General features: G+C 50.3%; 15 protein-coding genes. 3 read left to right on the top strand and 12 right to left on the bottom strand.

Features of this window, described 5'->3' with window-relative positions:
* Positions 1–132 precede the first annotated feature (132 nt).
* On the top strand, positions 133–1,962 hold the full coding sequence (locus tag C7W93_RS12690; RefSeq protein ID WP_108440334.1) for an ABC transporter ATP-binding protein/permease: 1,830 nt from the start codon (positions 133–135) through the stop codon (positions 1,960–1,962).
* A 76-nt stretch (positions 1,963–2,038) separates the two neighbouring features.
* On the opposite strand, the gene purB is transcribed toward C7W93_RS12690, so the two are convergent.
* Positions 2,039–3,406 (bottom strand): adenylosuccinate lyase, encoded by a 1,368-nt coding sequence (purB, locus tag C7W93_RS12685; protein WP_108440333.1) that lies wholly within the window; start codon positions 3,404–3,406, stop codon positions 2,039–2,041.
* A 281-nt stretch (positions 3,407–3,687) separates the two neighbouring features.
* Here purB and C7W93_RS12680 point away from each other — a divergent pair, with 281 nt between their 5' ends.
* Positions 3,688–4,296: a glutathione S-transferase family protein gene (locus C7W93_RS12680; RefSeq protein WP_108440332.1), complete on the top strand. Its 609-nt coding sequence runs from the start codon at positions 3,688–3,690 to the stop codon at positions 4,294–4,296.
* Positions 4,297–4,345: 49 nt separating this feature from the next.
* Here the strand turns inward: C7W93_RS12680 and C7W93_RS12675 are convergent, their stop codons facing one another.
* Positions 4,346–5,128: a helix-turn-helix domain-containing protein gene (locus C7W93_RS12675; RefSeq protein ID WP_225869824.1), complete on the bottom strand. Its 783-nt coding sequence runs from the start codon at positions 5,126–5,128 to the stop codon at positions 4,346–4,348.
* 217 nt (positions 5,129–5,345) lie between these two features.
* On the opposite strand from C7W93_RS12675, the gene C7W93_RS12670 reads away from it, so the two are divergent.
* On the top strand, positions 5,346–6,590 hold the full coding sequence (locus C7W93_RS12670) for an MFS transporter (RefSeq protein WP_108440331.1): 1,245 nt from the start codon (positions 5,346–5,348) through the stop codon (positions 6,588–6,590).
* Positions 6,591–6,685: 95 nt separating this feature from the next.
* Here C7W93_RS12670 and C7W93_RS12665 read toward each other — a convergent pair whose 3' ends face one another.
* The 10 genes from C7W93_RS12665 to C7W93_RS12620 all read right to left on the bottom strand — a co-directional run bounded on the left by C7W93_RS12665 (position 6,686) and on the right by C7W93_RS12620 (position 15,350).
* Complete coding sequence (locus C7W93_RS12665) at positions 6,686–7,225, bottom strand: peroxiredoxin (RefSeq protein WP_108440330.1); 540 nt, start codon at positions 7,223–7,225, stop codon at positions 6,686–6,688.
* 96 nt (positions 7,226–7,321) lie between these two features.
* The gene (locus C7W93_RS12660; protein WP_108440329.1) at positions 7,322–7,633 is read right to left on the bottom strand and encodes a hypothetical protein; all 312 of its coding nucleotides are present in this window, start codon (positions 7,631–7,633) and stop codon (positions 7,322–7,324) included.
* Positions 7,634–7,838: 205 nt separating this feature from the next.
* Entirely contained in the window at positions 7,839–8,780 is a 942-nt protein-coding gene (locus C7W93_RS12655) for a carbohydrate kinase family protein (protein WP_108440328.1), read from the bottom strand.
* Positions 8,781–8,916: 136 nt separating this feature from the next.
* The gene (locus tag C7W93_RS12650) at positions 8,917–10,443 is read right to left on the bottom strand and encodes a DUF3426 domain-containing protein (protein ID WP_108440327.1); all 1,527 of its coding nucleotides are present in this window, start codon (positions 10,441–10,443) and stop codon (positions 8,917–8,919) included.
* A 6-nt stretch (positions 10,444–10,449) separates the two neighbouring features.
* A complete protein-coding gene (gene prmA, locus C7W93_RS12645; protein ID WP_108440326.1) occupies positions 10,450–11,382 on the bottom strand; it encodes a 50S ribosomal protein L11 methyltransferase in 933 nt (310 codons plus the stop codon).
* Positions 11,383–11,390: 8 nt separating this feature from the next.
* Positions 11,391–12,761, bottom strand: a complete 1,371-nt coding sequence (gene accC, locus C7W93_RS12640; protein WP_108440325.1) for an acetyl-CoA carboxylase biotin carboxylase subunit — start codon at positions 12,759–12,761, stop codon at positions 11,391–11,393.
* A gap of 201 nt (positions 12,762–12,962) precedes the next feature.
* Entirely contained in the window at positions 12,963–13,415 is a 453-nt protein-coding gene (gene accB, locus C7W93_RS12635) for an acetyl-CoA carboxylase biotin carboxyl carrier protein (protein ID WP_108440324.1), read from the bottom strand.
* Between the two features lie 113 nt (positions 13,416–13,528).
* Positions 13,529–13,966: a type II 3-dehydroquinate dehydratase gene (gene aroQ / locus C7W93_RS12630; RefSeq protein ID WP_108440323.1), complete on the bottom strand. Its 438-nt coding sequence runs from the start codon at positions 13,964–13,966 to the stop codon at positions 13,529–13,531.
* Positions 13,967–14,122: 156 nt separating this feature from the next.
* Complete coding sequence (locus C7W93_RS12625; RefSeq protein ID WP_108440322.1) at positions 14,123–14,650, bottom strand: TlpA disulfide reductase family protein; 528 nt, start codon at positions 14,648–14,650, stop codon at positions 14,123–14,125.
* A gap of 43 nt (positions 14,651–14,693) precedes the next feature.
* Positions 14,694–15,350: a hypothetical protein gene (locus C7W93_RS12620; RefSeq protein WP_108440321.1), complete on the bottom strand. Its 657-nt coding sequence runs from the start codon at positions 15,348–15,350 to the stop codon at positions 14,694–14,696.
* Positions 15,351–15,453: the final 103 nt, after the last annotated feature.

The raw sequence follows: 15,453 nt of genomic DNA, 5'->3' as shown, positions 1-15,453 counted from the left end.
AATTGCTGGCAGTCAGTCTCTTCAGGCCGGACGGCGGCATAAATTGTGCCGCTTGCTCGTGTATTTTCCTGATAGCTTTGGACGATTATCAATCGTAATGTGTCATTTCCGAAAACTTGGGCAGGAGTAAAGATGGATTGGAATAACGAAGTGCTGCTGAGCTTGATCTGGTTAGGGAAAGCTTTCATTATCAGCATTGTTTGCGTAAGCCTGATTGTCTGGTTGTTGTCGCGCTTTACTGTGTGGGGCCGTCAATTCGGCCGTCTGACCTGGGATTTTTTCAGACCGGGCCGCAGCAAGTGGCCATTGTTCTGGTTAGCGGTGATTGTTTTCCTGACACTGTTTTCGGTCCGCATGAATGTCTTGTTTTCATTTTGGAGTAATGGTCTTTACAGCGCTTTGCAAAAGCTCGATGCCAAAGCATTTTGGACCATGGTCATCATATTTTCGGTGCTGGCGACGATCCATGTCTTCCGTGTCTTGGTAAATTTTTACGTTCGGCAGGCATTTTTGATTCATTGGCGGGTCTGGCTTACCAACAATTTAGTCGATCGCTGGTTTGCCAATCAAGCCTATCACCGCACCCAGTTTGTCGCTCAAAAAATCGATAACCCCGATCAACGTATCCAGCAGGATGTCGAGTCATTTGTCGCCAGTTCGCTGGCGCTGTCGATGGGCGTGCTGGATTCAGTGGTGTCTTTATTCTCGTTCAGTTTCATCCTCTGGGGTTTGTCAGGCGCGTTGGCCATGTTCGGTATGGAGATACCACGTGCAATGGTATTTCTTGTGTACATCTACGTATTGATTGCGACGATTTTTGCTATCAAAGTCGGTCACCCATTGATGCGCTTATCTTTCTTGAGCGAAAAATTCAATGCGGACTTTCGTTATGCCTTGGTACGCATCCGCGAATACGCCGAAAGTATTGCCTTTTTTCGGGGAGAAAGCGTCGAGCGCGGCACGTTGGCAGCAAGATTTAGCAGCCTGATTGCGAATATGTGGGCGATTGTCTCGCGATCACTCAAATTCCAGGGGCTGAATTTGGTAGTCAGCCAGGTCGCCGTAGTATTTCCTTTAATTATTCAAGCACCGCGTTTTTTTAGTAAGCAAATTACGCTGGGCGACATGATGCAAACGGCGCAGGCCTTTGGTCAGGTGCAGGACGCGCTATCGTTTTTCCGTAACGCTTACGATGATTTTGCCAGTTACCGCGCCACCATGAATCGTCTGACCGGCTATCTCGATTCAATTGATGCGGCGGCAAAATTACCGGGCGCGCAGATTGGTTATCAGCAAAATGCGTTCGAAGTGAATGGACTGACGGTGAAAAGCCCGGCACAGACCATGCTGGTTGAGAACTTGAATCTGCATCTGGCACCCGCGGCATCGCTGCTCATCCGAGGTCGTTCAGGTGTTGGTAAGACGACATTGCTGCGCGCTGTTTCCGGTTTATGGCCTTATGTCGACGGCAGCATCGTGCGCCCAGATTCCCAGCACGCGTTGTTCTTGCCGCAAAAACCCTATTTGCCTTTGGGCACGCTACGTACCGCTTTGCTTTATCCCAGCGTTGCCCAGACCAATGATGATGACGCCGCTGACGTGCTGCGCAAATGTCAGCTAGCGCATTTGATCCCGAGGCTGGACGATGAAGCCGATTGGAGCAATATTTTATCGCTAGGCGAACAGCAACGGCTGGCAATTGGCCGCGTGTTGCTGCGCCGCCCGCAAGTGTTGTTCCTGGATGAAGCGAGTTCGGCGATGGATGAAGGAATGGAACATGCGATGTATCAATTGGTGCGCGAATCGCTGCCACAAGTTATTTTGGTCAGCGTAGGACATCGCAGCAGTCTGGCGGTATTTCATGCGCAGGAACTGGTATTGCTGGGGGCCGGAAAGTGGCACTTGGCTGCAATCGAAGGCTGGATGGGTGCAGCAGAAATACCGTTAGCGCCGGTGATCTGAAGTCTGCTTCAGTGAGAGCAAAAAAAATGGCTACCGAAAACGGTAGCCATTTTTGCATGGTGCTTAAAAAACGTGCTTAGATTTTCTTAGCCAGATCAGCCGCATAGCCGATGTAGTTTGCAGGGGTCATTGCCAACAAAAGATCTTTCGCGTCTTGCGGAATCGCCAGGTTCAGAATGAACGCGCGCAGTGCATCTTTGGAAATGCCTTTGCCACGTGTCAGTTCTTTCAATTGCTCGTACGGATTTTCGATACCGTAACGGCGCATCACGGTCTGCACCGGCTCTGCCAATACTTCCCAAGTTGCATCCAGATCTTCGGCTAAACGCGATGGATTCACTTCCAACTTGTTCAAGCCGCGCAAGCAACTATCGTAAGCCAGCAAAGAATAGCCCAATCCAACGCCGATATTGCGCAGCACGGTCGAGTCAGTCAGGTCACGCTGCCAGCGCGATACCGGCAATTTTTCCGACATGTGCTTGAGAACGGCATTCGCCATGCCCAGATTGCCTTCGGAGTTTTCAAAGTCGATTGGATTAACTTTGTGCGGCATCGTCGACGAACCGATTTCCCCGGCTTTCAGGCGCTGTTTGAAATAACCTAGGGCGATATAGCCCCAGATATCGCGATTCAGATCCAGCAGTATTGTGTTGGTGCGTGCTACGGCATCAAACAATTCAGCCATGTAATCGTGTGGCTCGATTTGGATGGTGTACGGATTGTAGGTCAGGCCGAGGCGCTGCTCGATCACGTTCTTGGAAAAAGTTTCCCAGTCAAAAGTTGGATAAGCAGACAAATGCGCATTGTAATTGCCGACCGCACCATTCATTTTGCCCAAAATCTCGACTTCAGCGATGCGTTTGGCCGCACGTTGCAAGCGGGCGACGACGTTTGCCATTTCCTTGCCTAGCGTGGTTGGACTGGCTGGCTGGCCGTGGGTGCGTGACAGCATTGGGAGTTCAGCGTTTTCGTGCGCCAATCCGGTGAGCTTAGCAATTAACTGGTGCAAGGATGGCAGCAACACCGTATCGCGGGCGGCCTTCAGCATCATCCCGTGCGAGGTATTGTTGATATCTTCCGAGGTGCAAGCAAAATGGATGAATTCGGAGGCTGCTACCAGTTCAGGCACGTCCTTAACTTGCTCTTTTAACCAGTATTCAACCGCTTTAACATCGTGATTGGTGACGGCTTCGATTTCTTTGATGCGGGCTGCATCTGCTTCAGTGAATTCTGCAGCGATTTTGTCTAGTTGGGCGCTTGCGGCAGGCGAAAATGGCTTGATTTCGCTAAAACCAGCGTTGGAAAGTGCCTGTAACCACGATATTTCTACTTTAACGCGGTGGTGCATGAAACCGGCTTCGGACAGGATTGGGCGCAGTTTGTCGGTTTTGGCGGCGTAACGACCATCCAGCGGGGACAGAGCAGAAAGTGCGGTAAGGGACATAGTAATGTTGGTCAGAAAGAGTGAATCAAAGCGCCGGATACTTCTTAGGCACAACTATTGCATGAGATATCGTGTGCGTTTGCATGTATTTTGTCGTGGATGGTGCCCAAGAACGCAGGCCAACCATAAACCGAAGTACACCTCGACGATGCAATCAGAGCCGAATTTTACCATTTGCGGCCTCTTCGATCTGTTGTTTTGCACACCGGCGGGGATGGGAGATGCCGAAAATGGCAAACCCCGATGCTATAATCGTGTCCAATTATTTCTATAAGTAGCGTATGAAGCTGATCGGTTCCCTAGGTAGTCCCTATGTGCGTAAAGTCCGCGTTGTCATGGCGGAAAAGAAACTCGACTATACATTTGTGCTCGAAGATGTATGGGCAGAAACCACCACAATCCAGATCTCAAATCCGCTTGGCAAAGTGCCTTGCCTGATTATGGAAGATGGCGGCGCGATGTTTGATTCGCATGTGATTGTGGAATATCTGGATACGCTGACACCAGTCGGTAAATTGATTCCTGCCAATACGCGTGAGCGCGCAGAAGTCAAATGCTGGGAGGCGTTGGCCGATGGTGTTCTGGAGGCTGGCGTATTAATGCGGTTGGAACGTTTGCAGCGCACGCCGGAACAACAAAGCGAAGTCTGGATCGCCCGTCAGCAGCGTAAAGTCGATGCCGGTTTAAAAGCAATGGCAGCTGGATTGGGTGAAAAACCATTTTGTTCGGGAAATCATTACACACTGGCGGACGTCGCGGTTGGTTGCGCATTAGCCTGGATTAGCTTTAGATTCCCTGAAATTGAATGGCGTGAGACCTATCCAACGCTGACTAAATTATTAGAAAAATTGTCCGAGCGTCCATCGTTTAAAGATACTGTTCCGCAATAACGATTATTGTAACGATCACTAAATAGCGTTAATGTAGCGCTAAACACTATTATTGCCGCTTAACTTGTTTGGTTAAGCGGCTTTTTTTCGGCATAAAGAAAACTGATGGCGACTCGCCAAAAGTTTTTTTGAACATTGCCGAAAATGCCGATTGGCTGGCATAGCCCAATTCGGAAGCGACCATCGATAAAGGCATGCCACGGGTGATCATCGGCGCAGCATGGGCCAGCCTTATTTGCTGGCGCCATTGGCCAAATGTAATGCCCAAATCCCGCTCAAATAAACGTGCCAAAGTTCTTTCTGATGCGCCGACATGCTGGGCCCAATCGCCCAGCGTCATGGCTGAACCGGGATCATCCAGCAAGGCTTTGCATAAGACGATTAACCGTTTTTCTGTGGGTAAAGCAACGCGTATTGCCTGCGTTTCGGAATCGGCTAATTCGCTCAATATGAGTTGGCCTATCAGCGACGCGCGTAATGTCTCTTCATCGGCCTTCGATAAAGCGGCGATCAGCTCACGCAATAGCGACGACACTTCAACGACGATGCATTGATCCCCGCGAAATGGCATGGCGCTGGAATGGATATACAGCGCTCGCAGTTGGGATTTTTCCAGCGTCTTGATTTCGTGTACCACTTGCGGCGGAATCCAAATCGCGCGCAGGGGTGGCACTATCCAAGTACTGTTCCCAACGGAAACACGCAGGGTGCCCTCGGACGCATAAGTCACCTGTCCCCACGCATGGGTATGCGCTTGCAATATGGCTGAAGGGCCAAGATTTCTTGCACGCATACGGACCGGATGTTGCGCATCGGGCACCATATCGGGCATGTTTATTTGCGTATGATTCAGTATTGGTACGGGCATAAGAGGGCGATGAAATGGCTGCCGGAAAAATGTAATTGGCAGAAATTCGATAGAAGATGACATGTTATCTTAAAACAGTCGTCTCTTTTTTGCATACACTGCTGATATTCTCCGAAATTGCCGGGCCACTTGTTAAAAGTCGCCTCACATACCAGTTTTAACACTCTTCACCTCATCCATCATGCAAACAGCTATCAACATATCGTCTGCGCAGGATCAGCAAAATACGCAAAAAACCGGGTTCCGGGTATTAGGCGCGATTAGTTTTGCGCACTTTTTGAACGACATGATCCAGTCGCTGATCTTGTCGATTTATCCGCTGCTCAAGGATAATTTCCATCTGAGTTTCGCCGAGATCGGTTTGATCACACTGACTTATCAGATTACTGCCTCGATTTTGCAGCCGGTCGTAGGTCTATACACCGACAAACATCCAAAGCCTTATTCGCTGGCTGCCGGAATGTGCTTCACGCTGGTGGGTTTGTTGACGCTGGCGATGGCACCTAGTTTCGGTGTGTTGTTGGTTGCGGCCGCATTGGTGGGAACTGGTTCTTCGATTTTCCATCCAGAGTCGTCCCGCGTCGCGCGGATGGCTTCGGGCGGACGACATGGGCTTGCGCAATCGATATTTCAGGTGGGCGGCAATGCTGGCAGCTCGATGGGACCGTTATTGGCGGCGTGGATTATTATTCCGCACGGACAAACTAGTATCGCCTGGTTTTCGTTGGCAGCATTATTGGCAATCGGTGTGTTGTGGCAAATCGGCAATTGGTATAAACAGCAAAACCGTCTCAGCAAAGGAAAAAAAGCCAAGCCACACCTCGGTTATGTTGCCTTGCCGCGTAAGAAAGTCCTCATTTCTATCGGTATTTTGCTATTACTGATTTTCTCGAAGTATTTCTACATGGCAAGTCTGAGCAGCTATTTTACTTTTTACCTTATCGATAAATTCCATTTGTCAGTGCAATCGGCGCAGGTGCATTTGTTTGTCTTCCTGTTTTCAGTGGCAGCCGGTACGGTATTAGGCGGTCCGATTGGGGATCGCGTCGGTCGCAAGCTAGTCATTTGGGTATCGATTTTAGGCGTTGCGCCATTTACCTTGATGCTGCCGTATGCCAATTTGTTTTGGACCGGGATTTTGACGGTGATTATCGGCGTTATTCTGGCTTCTGCATTTTCGGCTATTTTGGTGTTTGCGCAGGAATTGGTCCCGGGCAAAGTTGGCACAGTATCCGGATTATTCTTTGGGTTTGCGTTCGGTATGGGCGGGATTGGCGCTGCCGCGCTAGGCAAGTTAGCGGATATTACTGATATTAGCTTCGTATATCATGTCTGTTCATTCCTGCCGCTGATTGGTATATTCGCCATTTTTCTGCCGAATCTGGATGCCCACCGGCGCAAGCTTGCAGCTACGCCAGCCAGTTAATCCTGCATTAAACGATTGAAACGACCATGAAAAAAGCGCGCTTACTATGAAGTAAGCGCGCTTTTTATTGCGCCTCAACAAAATGCTTCAAAAACTTATTTTTTGTTTTTGTCTGCCCATTGTTGCAATGCCTGCATCGTGTTTTCGACATGCTTTTCAGGACTTAGACTGCTGTATTCATACAGAATCTTGCTATCTGGCGTGATGACGTAAGACACGCGGTCGGCGTAACTTGTTTTCGATAAAAGCACTGAATCATACGATTTCATGATGCTTTGCGTAGTATCTGCAGCGACCGCAAATTTACTACGGCATTCGCTTACCGAGAATTTATTCAGCGTATCGATATTGTCATTTGATACACCGATCACAGTCGCGCCCAGCGCTTTGTATCGATCCGTCGCATCCGCGAACAAATGGGCTTCAATGGTGCAGCCTTTTGTGAACGCTGCCGGATAAAAATACAGTACTACTGGTCCTTTTTTCAGCGCATCAGCGAGTGAATAGGTAAATACTTTACCGCCCAAAGAGGCCTGCGTAGAGAAAACAGGTGCTTTATCGCCAACCTTAAGCACAGCAAAAGCAGGGGCCATGATCGTTGTGCTGATAACCAGTCCGGCAATCCATCGTTTCATGTTATTCCTTTAAAGAGAGCCGTTACCGATGCTGTGGTGTGGCAAATAGTAATCATGCCGCTAGAGCACTATTTTGTCGACTGGATTCTGTGGCTGTTAATGCGCGCCGCCTTGCCATCTGCCGCGACCGCCACCCCATCCACCACCGTGGCCCCACCCGCCGCCACGTCCACCGCGCCAGCCATTACCCCAGCGATACGGGCGATAGCTGGAGTAGCCGAAACCCAGAGAAACCGCCGGCCCAAAGTAAGCCGGTCCGCCGGCAATATACGCGCCGTCTACTGCACCATAAGGCGTGTAGGTGTTATAGCCGCCGCCATAAGCGTAGGGGCTGTCATAGGGGACCGCGACGCAACCACCTAACAATAGCGCTGCGCCCAACGTGCCTATTAAAAGAATTTTTTTCATGATCTTGCCTTCCTTGTCTTGATGCAAGATTGGATGCAAATGGACAAATGAAGTTCAGCCATTGAGATTCTGCAAAATCATGTTTTAAATATAATTAAATGCCGGTTATTAGATAAAAATAGCCATAACACACGCTAATTGATGATAATTTTTCGTAATAACGCTTTCTTGCACCAGAGTGTATCCTTAGCGCTAGACCTACCTTTTACAATTGGTAACCAAAAGCCTGCTGGAAGCGATCATCGATTTCTGCACGGCTAGGCTGATGATTTTGTGGCCCTTGCGCCGCGATCTTGATACTGCCCATCAAACTCGATAAACGTCCGATAGTCGCCCAATCCATACCGTTGGTCAGACCGTATAGCATCCCCGCGCGGAAAGCATCGCCGCAGCCAGTTGGGTCTAAAATGCGATCTGGTTTAACGCAAGGAATGGCGATTTTTTCGCCGCCCGTAAAAATATCTGCGCCCAATTCGCCGCGTGTTACGACCAGTGCGGTCACTTGTTCTGCAATTTGGGTCAGGCTCAGACCTGTGCGCGCAGTCAGTAATTCTGCCTCGTAGTCGTTGACGGCAATATAGGTAGCAAGCGCGATAAAGTGGCGCAATTCTGCGCCATCAAACATCGGCATCCCTTGGCCTGGATCAAAAATCAACGGAATGCCATGCGATACCGCATGTTCTGCATGCTGCAACATGCCGTCACGCCCGTCGGGGGCAACGATAGCCAGCTTGATTTCACTGCGCTCTTCCAGCGCCGCAATCGTCACTTCATGCGAATGGGTCATCGCACCCGGATGAAAGGCGGTAATTTGATTATTTCCGGCGTCGGTGGTGATAAAACATTGGGCGGTATAAATCGATTCGATGGTGCGAATACCTGCGCAAGAAATATCCAGTTGTTTCAAGCGATCCAGATACGGTGCAGCGTCATTGCCGACGGTTGCCATGATCAACGGCTCACCGCCGAGTAGCTTCAGGTTATAGCCAATATTTCCTGCACACCCGCCGAAGTCGCGACGCATCGTCGGCACCAGAAAGGAAACGTTGATTTTGTGCAATTGGTCCGCCAGCAAAGCATCGGCGAAACGGCCTGGGTATTGCATGATGACGTCGTAAGCTAACGAACCGGAGATGAGGGATGTCATAAGTGGTTTTCAGAGAGAGAGTAATCGGAATCCTGATCGTGCTGGAGGTGTTCTAACGCCGTATCTTACCGCGCATAATGCGCATCGATATTGCGGCATCAGCCAGCAATGCGGTGCTAAAAAATCTGAGTGGATTTTACGGATAAAACAGATAAACGCGATAGCCAGATGCTTTCAATTGAGACAGTTCAAATGTCAATTTGACGGACTGCTCTGTATTGCGGGCAAATCCTTGTGTCAATAGTGTCGCGTTAGTTGCGTTGATCGTGGCGGGCAAATAGTCAGTTGGCGTAAACACGCGACGCGCAATCGCTTTTTCGCTGGTATCGTTTAAGGTGAGTTCAATATTTGGCCAAGCCTGAACGCTACTATTTCGATTGCGCATGAGCACAGAGAGAGCGAACTGATTGCGTGCTGGAACGATTAATTGCAGATCGTTAGCATCAATGGATATGCCGTCGATGTTCATCGGTAAGCCAATCTTGCAGCCCAGATAATTACAAGCCCTCTGTAACGCAGGCTTTAGCGGCGGCAAACTTGCTGCTAACTGATTCCGAAATGTGTAACCGGCTTGTCCGATTAGCGTGATCAGCAGCAATACACAGCCTAACCACATACTCGTTCTTATTGCGCCGCCGACACGCTGTTTACGCCTTGCTTCCTGCATGAAGCGTGGTTCGGCGATGATATCTTCGCTATCTTCGGTAACGGTTGTAGGAGGGGTACTGTACTCGTTGACGCGATTGCCAGCTTTCTCGCCGAGCGTATCGCGGGCCTCACCTAAAATGACGTCGGGGACCTTTGGGGCGGCAATTCCCGGCGCGTTTTGTTTTTTTCCGCGCCACGGTCTATTTTGTAATTCATCGATAAGTCGATCTAACTCGTCGTCATCAGCCGAATAATCCGTACCATCCAATGCCCCGGGCTCTATTTGAAACAAGGTCATGCGTTGCAACGGATCTTCGCTGGCGCTATCGCCAACGTTAGTTGGGATCGCGTTGACATGGCGATGCCAGACATTGGGCGAACTTGTCAGCGGGACGGTAACGTGCAGCTTTTGCACCGCGTATCCAGATGAGGCTGCAGGTATCGGAGATACCTCTTGGCGTTTCTCTGCGAATTCGGATTGGAGAGCGCTGGCGGGGGTTGGAGAATAAGCACTTTCCTTGTCGATTTGGCTTGGAGGGGCAAAATGCGGGTAGGGTGACGGTACTTTTTGGATTGATGGTGACTCTTTAGTCTCACCGAATATCGGCTGTTCAGCAGCAGGCTGGGCAGAGTAATTTGGTGCCGCGTGAAATGTATCAACCGGAGTGGGTGTCGCAGTGTTGTTTGGTAGCGGATTCGAAGCCCGCGGAGAAACTATTTCAGGCGCGGGCGGCGTTGGTAGAGGCATCGGTGCCGATATTGCCAAAGGTGGTGCTATTGGCGCCGAACGTTCGTTGGTCCACGTCGCCGTGGGCGATGGATTGCCATGTTGGCTGGTAGACGGAAAGCTATTGCTGTCGCCGGAAGTTGCATGGCCCGGTCTTACTAAGTGCTCAATGCCGTTGAATACTTCACGGCAGGCACCGCAACGGACCAGCCCTGCGCGCAATTTTAATTGGTCGTTAGCGACCCGAAAAATGGTCTGACAATGGGGGCATTGCGTCGCCAGAGCCATGATTATCTATGCGGCCCGTTCGGTTTGCAGGGGAAGCGTTCCAGATAAGGCAACCCATCCATCTAGCTCGCGCCACACCGTCATTTGTAGCCATGGTGCGTAAGCGGCGATAACATCCTGTGCCTGTTCTGCCAAAACGCCTGACAAAGTCAGACTGCCGCCCGGCGCAATGCGGGCGCATAACATTGGCGACATCAATTTCAGCGGGCCTGACAAGATATTCGCCACGACGATATCGAAAGTCCCTTGCGGCGACAGGCTGACGAACTCGTCAGGAAGATAGTAAGCAATCTCACAGTGATTACGGGCGCTATTATCGTGCGCCGATACAATCGCCTGCGGGTCGATATCCACACCGATAACATTGGCGGCACCAAGTTTTTTAGCCACCATCGCCAAAATACCTGATCCGCAACCATAGTCGAGTACGGAGGCGACCTTTTGTTCGCCGAGATGGCTTTCTAGCCATTCCATGCATAACCGTGTAGTGGGATGACTGCCGGTGCCGAACGCGAGACCGGGATCAAGCTCCAGAATCAGGCCATTCGCGTCCGGTGCATCGTGCCAGCTGGGCACGACCCAGATATTTTTGCCGATATGGATAGGCGCAAACTGGGATTGGGTGAGACGAACCCAATCCTGATCGCCGACTGCGCGCAAGGTATAAACCGGGGCAGTTTCCAGGCCGCAGGCAAGGGCCGCTGCGCTGACGATGGCGGGATGATCCGCATCGATATCACTCAGCGCCACTACGCGGCTACGTTCCCATGCTGCGGCTTCCGGCTCCATCCCCGGCTCGCCGAACAACGGTTGTTCGGCGGCAGTGCCTTCGTCGGCGTCTTCCACTGAGACCGATAACGCGCCAGCCTCCATCAACGCATCCGACAATGCCTCAGCGTGATTACGGGCTACTTCTATGACTATTTCGGTCCAGCTCATGTGCAACCTTACTTCTTTTCAGATTTAGGCAATTCTGGTCTTTCGGCCAGTTTATGCTCTAGATAATGGATGTTTGTACCGCCTTCGATGAAGCGTGCATCAATCATCAACTCGCGATGCAGAGGGATGTTGGTGCTGATACCTTCGACCACCATTTCAGACAAAGCGATTTGCATGCGTTTGATCGCTTGCTCACGCGTGGTGCCGTATGAAATGACTTTACCGATCATCGAATCGTAATGCGGCGGGACGTAATAACCGGCGTAGGCGTGCGAATCAACCCGAATGCCAGGGCCGCCCGGTGCATGCCATGACAGGATTTTACCCGGCGATGGCGTGAACTTGAAGGGGTCTTCTGCGTTGATACGGCATTCTATCGAATGGCCGGTCAATTGGATATCGCGTTGGCGATAACGCAGTTTTTCACCGGCTGCGATGTGAATTTGCTCTTGAACAATATCGACACCGGTGATCATTTCAGTGATTGGATGTTCAACCTGCACGCGGGTATTCATTTCAATGAAATAGAATTCGCCGTTTTCGTAAAGAAATTCAAACGTACCAGCACCGCGATAGTCCATCTTGCGACAGGCTTCAGCGCAACGATCGCCAATTTTCTCAACGACTTTGCGAGGGATGCCCGGTGCTGGGGCTTCCTCGATGACTTTTTGATGGCGGCGTTGCATGGAGCAATCGCGTTCGCCTAGCCAGATCGCATTTTTATATTGATCGGCCAGAATCTGGATTTCCACGTGACGTGGATTTTCCAGATATTTCTCCATATACACTTCTGGATTGCCAAATGCTGCACCAGCCTCAGTTTTGGTCATGGTGACGGCATTTGCCAGCGCTGCTTCTGTGTGCACTACGCGCATGCCGCGTCCGCCGCCGCCGCCGGAGGCTTTAATGATGACCGGATACCCGATTTTGCGGGCGATCTTGATGACTTCTTTCGGATCGTCCGGCAATGCGCCTTCAGAACCGGGAACACAAGGTACGCCGGCACGGATCATGGCCTGTTTGGCGGAGACTTTATCGCCCATCAAGCGGATATTCGCTGGACGTGGGCCGATAAAGACAAAGCCGGATTGTTCTACACGTTCAGCGAAATCGGCGTTTTCCGATAAGAAACCGTAGCCGGGATGAATCGCCTCAGCATCGGTCACTTCTGCTGCGCTAATGATCGCAGGCATGTTCAGGTAACTCAGGCTTGACGGCGCCGGGCCGATACAGACCGATTCATCGGCCAGCTTCACGTATTTGGCTTCGCGGTCGGCTTCTGAATGGACCACCACGGTTTTGATGCCCATTTCACGACACGCGCGTTGTATGCGCAGGGCGATTTCGCCGCGATTGGCGATGAGAATTTTTTCAAACATAGTAAATGGTATTTCCGTCGCTAAGAGTCAAGCAGATTCAAGCAAATTCAAGCAGATTAAGCGTTAGGCTGGCGGGGTGAGGGAGCGCTGCCATCTTGGCTACGATTGCGCGCAATGCTCTCTGCCGTCCTATTCGCCACCGGTAATTTCTACCAGCAAGCTTGTCCGGCTGGGCCGAACTAACTCGCTGTTGGTGTCAACTTAACCGATGATAAACAAAGGTTGTCCGAATTCAACTGGTTGGCCGTTTTCCACCAGGATTTTCTTTACTACGCCGGTTTTGTCGGATTCGATTTCATTGAGCAATTTCATGGCTTCGATAATGCACAAGGTTTCGCCTTCCTTGATTTCCGAGCCGACTTCGACGAATACTGCCGCGCCGGGCGCTGAAGAACGGTAGAAAGTACCGACCATTGGCGATTTGACAATATGACCTTCTGGGATTGCAGGCACTTCCACTGCAGCGGCAACTGGCGCTGCAACTTGCATTTGCGCAGCCTGATGGGCAACTTGCGGTTGCATCATGACAACTTGATTATGCGATGCCGATGATTTGACGATGCGGACTTTACTTTCACCCTCGGTGACTTCCAGCTCTTCGATATCCGATTCAGCGACCAGATCGATTAACGTTTTGAGTTTTCTCAAATCCATAATGCCATCCTTCAGAGTGTATGTTTTTAAAAAATTAAATTGGAAATAACTGCCATTCTTGTTTTTAATGGGCAGATCGACGCATTTATAGCGAATTTGTAAGTCTGTGGTGATTAAAGCTGATTGACTGCGAATCCGATAGCGATGGGATAACCTTCTACGCCCAACCCGCAAATGACCCCGACGGCAATGCCCGACAGGTAAGAATGATGCCGGAAATCCTCACGTTTATGAACGTTGGAAATGTGTACCTCGACAAAGGGAATGGCGACGCCTGCTAATGCATCTCTTAGCGCAACGCTGGTATGCGTTAGTCCGCCGGGATTGATCACGATGGCGTCTACGCCTTCAGTTCTGGCGGCATGGATGCGATCAATCAACGCACCTTCATGGTTACTTTGAAAATGCGCTAGTCGCACGCCCGCCGTCGCCGCTTGCGTTTGCGCTGCCAGCACGATGTCTGCCAGTGTGGTCGATCCGTAAACTTCTGGCTCACGTGTGCCCAGTAAATTCAGGTTAGGGCCATTGAGAAGAAGTATATTTTTTGCCATGTAGATGGTGCTTCGTTTGACGACGATGGGCGCATTTTGCCGTCAAATGACTTTAACTGGCAAGAGGAATTTGTTTTTGCTACCGTTTTTCCAAGATTTCAGAAGCGTGATGCAGGTTATGTGAATGTCGCTTTAATTGCAACTACGACAATCACATCAAGCCCCTAGTAATGCTAAATCTTTCCGTAACTCATCAAATTTAATGCTGCCAAGATACATTTTTTTTACTTGTCCGTCTGCACCGATGAGAACGGTAAACGGTAAGCCGCCTGCATCATTGCCAAATTGACGGAGCAGCGCCGTGCCATTCACGCCAGCGACGTATAAAGGATAGGTAATCTTGTATTTTTCAGCGAATTTCGCAATATTGTCTTGTGAATCGATGCCGATGCCGATTACATGAATGTTTTTGCTCACTAATTCTGCACGTAAAGCATTCAATTCGGGCATTTCTTCTACGCAAGGACCGCACCAAGTTGCCCAAAAGTTAACGATTAGTGGCTTGCCTTTCCATTCAGAGAGAGGTTCCGGTTTTCCTGTCGCTTCGACCATGGATTGCGCAAAAAGATTAGCAACCGCAGGTGCGGCCGGGGCGGATGGTGTTAAACGTTGATGATTAAAATAGAAGCCAATCGCGCCAAATAGGATCGCAATCGGGATATAGAGGAGTAATTTTTGTTTCATTCGGCTTCGTTGTTCCTGTGCGTAAAATCAATTTTTAGAAATATTACGGTTGATTTTGGTCTGTAATGAGCAAGCGCGCTGCGGCAAGATCGACACGATCTCTATATTCGCCCGAGTCCGCAGCCGTTCCGCCCGGCCTGATACTACCGCGTAAGGCGTCCGTTTCATAGAGTGCTAAATGCACCCCTTCACGCTTATAGATGAAACTCAGGATTTCCAGTGGTTCGCTGCCGCCGTTGCGCGCATGTTTTGCCGGGCGGTTGCTATTCTCGCTCTCTGAAACCTCGAATTGCACGTTTTTATTCAATAAGTAAATCTCTACATCTTTGGCACTATCCACAAATAACTGTAAATGGATATCTGCATGGTCGCCAGCAGTGCCATTACATACCGCGCCGGTCAAATAGGGATTAAAGCCGCCCATTTCGCTCATTATCTCGACCGCGAGTCGGCGCAAATGGGCCAATCTGGCTGGCTGCGTATCGGCAAAGAACAACGCGTTATATAAACGCACTTCTTCCACTATCTGGCTGTTATTTGGCAGGAAATCGCCATGAAGCCGACGATTGCCCAGGATTTGTTGCGCCGCTTTGCGCTTAGCAGTGCGGTAATCTGCGCCATCCTCAGCGATCATGCGCGCAGCAACAGCGGCAATTTCCTGGCGAAGCGGGGCGAGTTCGGTTGGGGATTTTGTAACCATGATTGGACCAAAATGATATATGAAGCGAGTTGCCGGTGTGAAAGTAGAGGGAAATATACTATAACGCAGTCGCCGCTAAAATAAATACGCATCGGACTTTGGC

This window comes from Glaciimonas sp. PCH181 (assembly GCF_003056055.1).
In the GTDB taxonomy this organism is placed as follows: Bacteria; Pseudomonadota; Gammaproteobacteria; order Burkholderiales; family Burkholderiaceae_D; genus Glaciimonas.
The sequence above is the reverse complement of the archived record's forward strand: the minus strand, read 5'-3'. Positions and strand labels throughout refer to the sequence as shown.

Excerpts from the sequence above, each read along its gene's own strand:
- C7W93_RS12625 (WP_108440322.1), bottom strand. The coding sequence starts at position 14,650 with ATGAAACAAAAATTACTCCTCTATATCCCGATTGCGATCCTATTTGGC.
- C7W93_RS12675 (WP_225869824.1), bottom strand. The coding sequence starts at position 5,128 with ATGCCCGATATGGTGCCCGATGCGCAACATCCGGTCCGTATGCGTGCA.
- C7W93_RS12660 (WP_108440329.1), bottom strand. The coding sequence starts at position 7,633 with ATGAAAAAAATTCTTTTAATAGGCACGTTGGGCGCAGCGCTATTGTTA.
- accC (WP_108440325.1), bottom strand. The coding sequence starts at position 12,761 with ATGTTTGAAAAAATTCTCATCGCCAATCGCGGCGAAATCGCCCTGCGC.
- C7W93_RS12620 (WP_108440321.1), bottom strand. The coding sequence starts at position 15,350 with ATGGTTACAAAATCCCCAACCGAACTCGCCCCGCTTCGCCAGGAAATT.
- C7W93_RS12670 (WP_108440331.1), top strand. The coding sequence starts at position 5,346 with ATGCAAACAGCTATCAACATATCGTCTGCGCAGGATCAGCAAAATACG.
- C7W93_RS12690 (WP_108440334.1), top strand. The coding sequence starts at position 133 with ATGGATTGGAATAACGAAGTGCTGCTGAGCTTGATCTGGTTAGGGAAA.
- C7W93_RS12665 (WP_108440330.1), bottom strand. The coding sequence starts at position 7,225 with ATGAAACGATGGATTGCCGGACTGGTTATCAGCACAACGATCATGGCC.
- purB (WP_108440333.1), bottom strand. The coding sequence starts at position 3,406 with ATGTCCCTTACCGCACTTTCTGCTCTGTCCCCGCTGGATGGTCGTTAC.
- C7W93_RS12655 (WP_108440328.1), bottom strand. The coding sequence starts at position 8,780 with ATGACATCCCTCATCTCCGGTTCGTTAGCTTACGACGTCATCATGCAA.
- C7W93_RS12680 (WP_108440332.1), top strand. The coding sequence starts at position 3,688 with ATGAAGCTGATCGGTTCCCTAGGTAGTCCCTATGTGCGTAAAGTCCGC.
- C7W93_RS12650 (WP_108440327.1), bottom strand. The coding sequence starts at position 10,443 with ATGGCTCTGGCGACGCAATGCCCCCATTGTCAGACCATTTTTCGGGTC.
- accB (WP_108440324.1), bottom strand. The coding sequence starts at position 13,415 with ATGGATTTGAGAAAACTCAAAACGTTAATCGATCTGGTCGCTGAATCG.
- prmA (WP_108440326.1), bottom strand. The coding sequence starts at position 11,382 with ATGAGCTGGACCGAAATAGTCATAGAAGTAGCCCGTAATCACGCTGAG.
- aroQ (WP_108440323.1), bottom strand. The coding sequence starts at position 13,966 with ATGGCAAAAAATATACTTCTTCTCAATGGCCCTAACCTGAATTTACTG.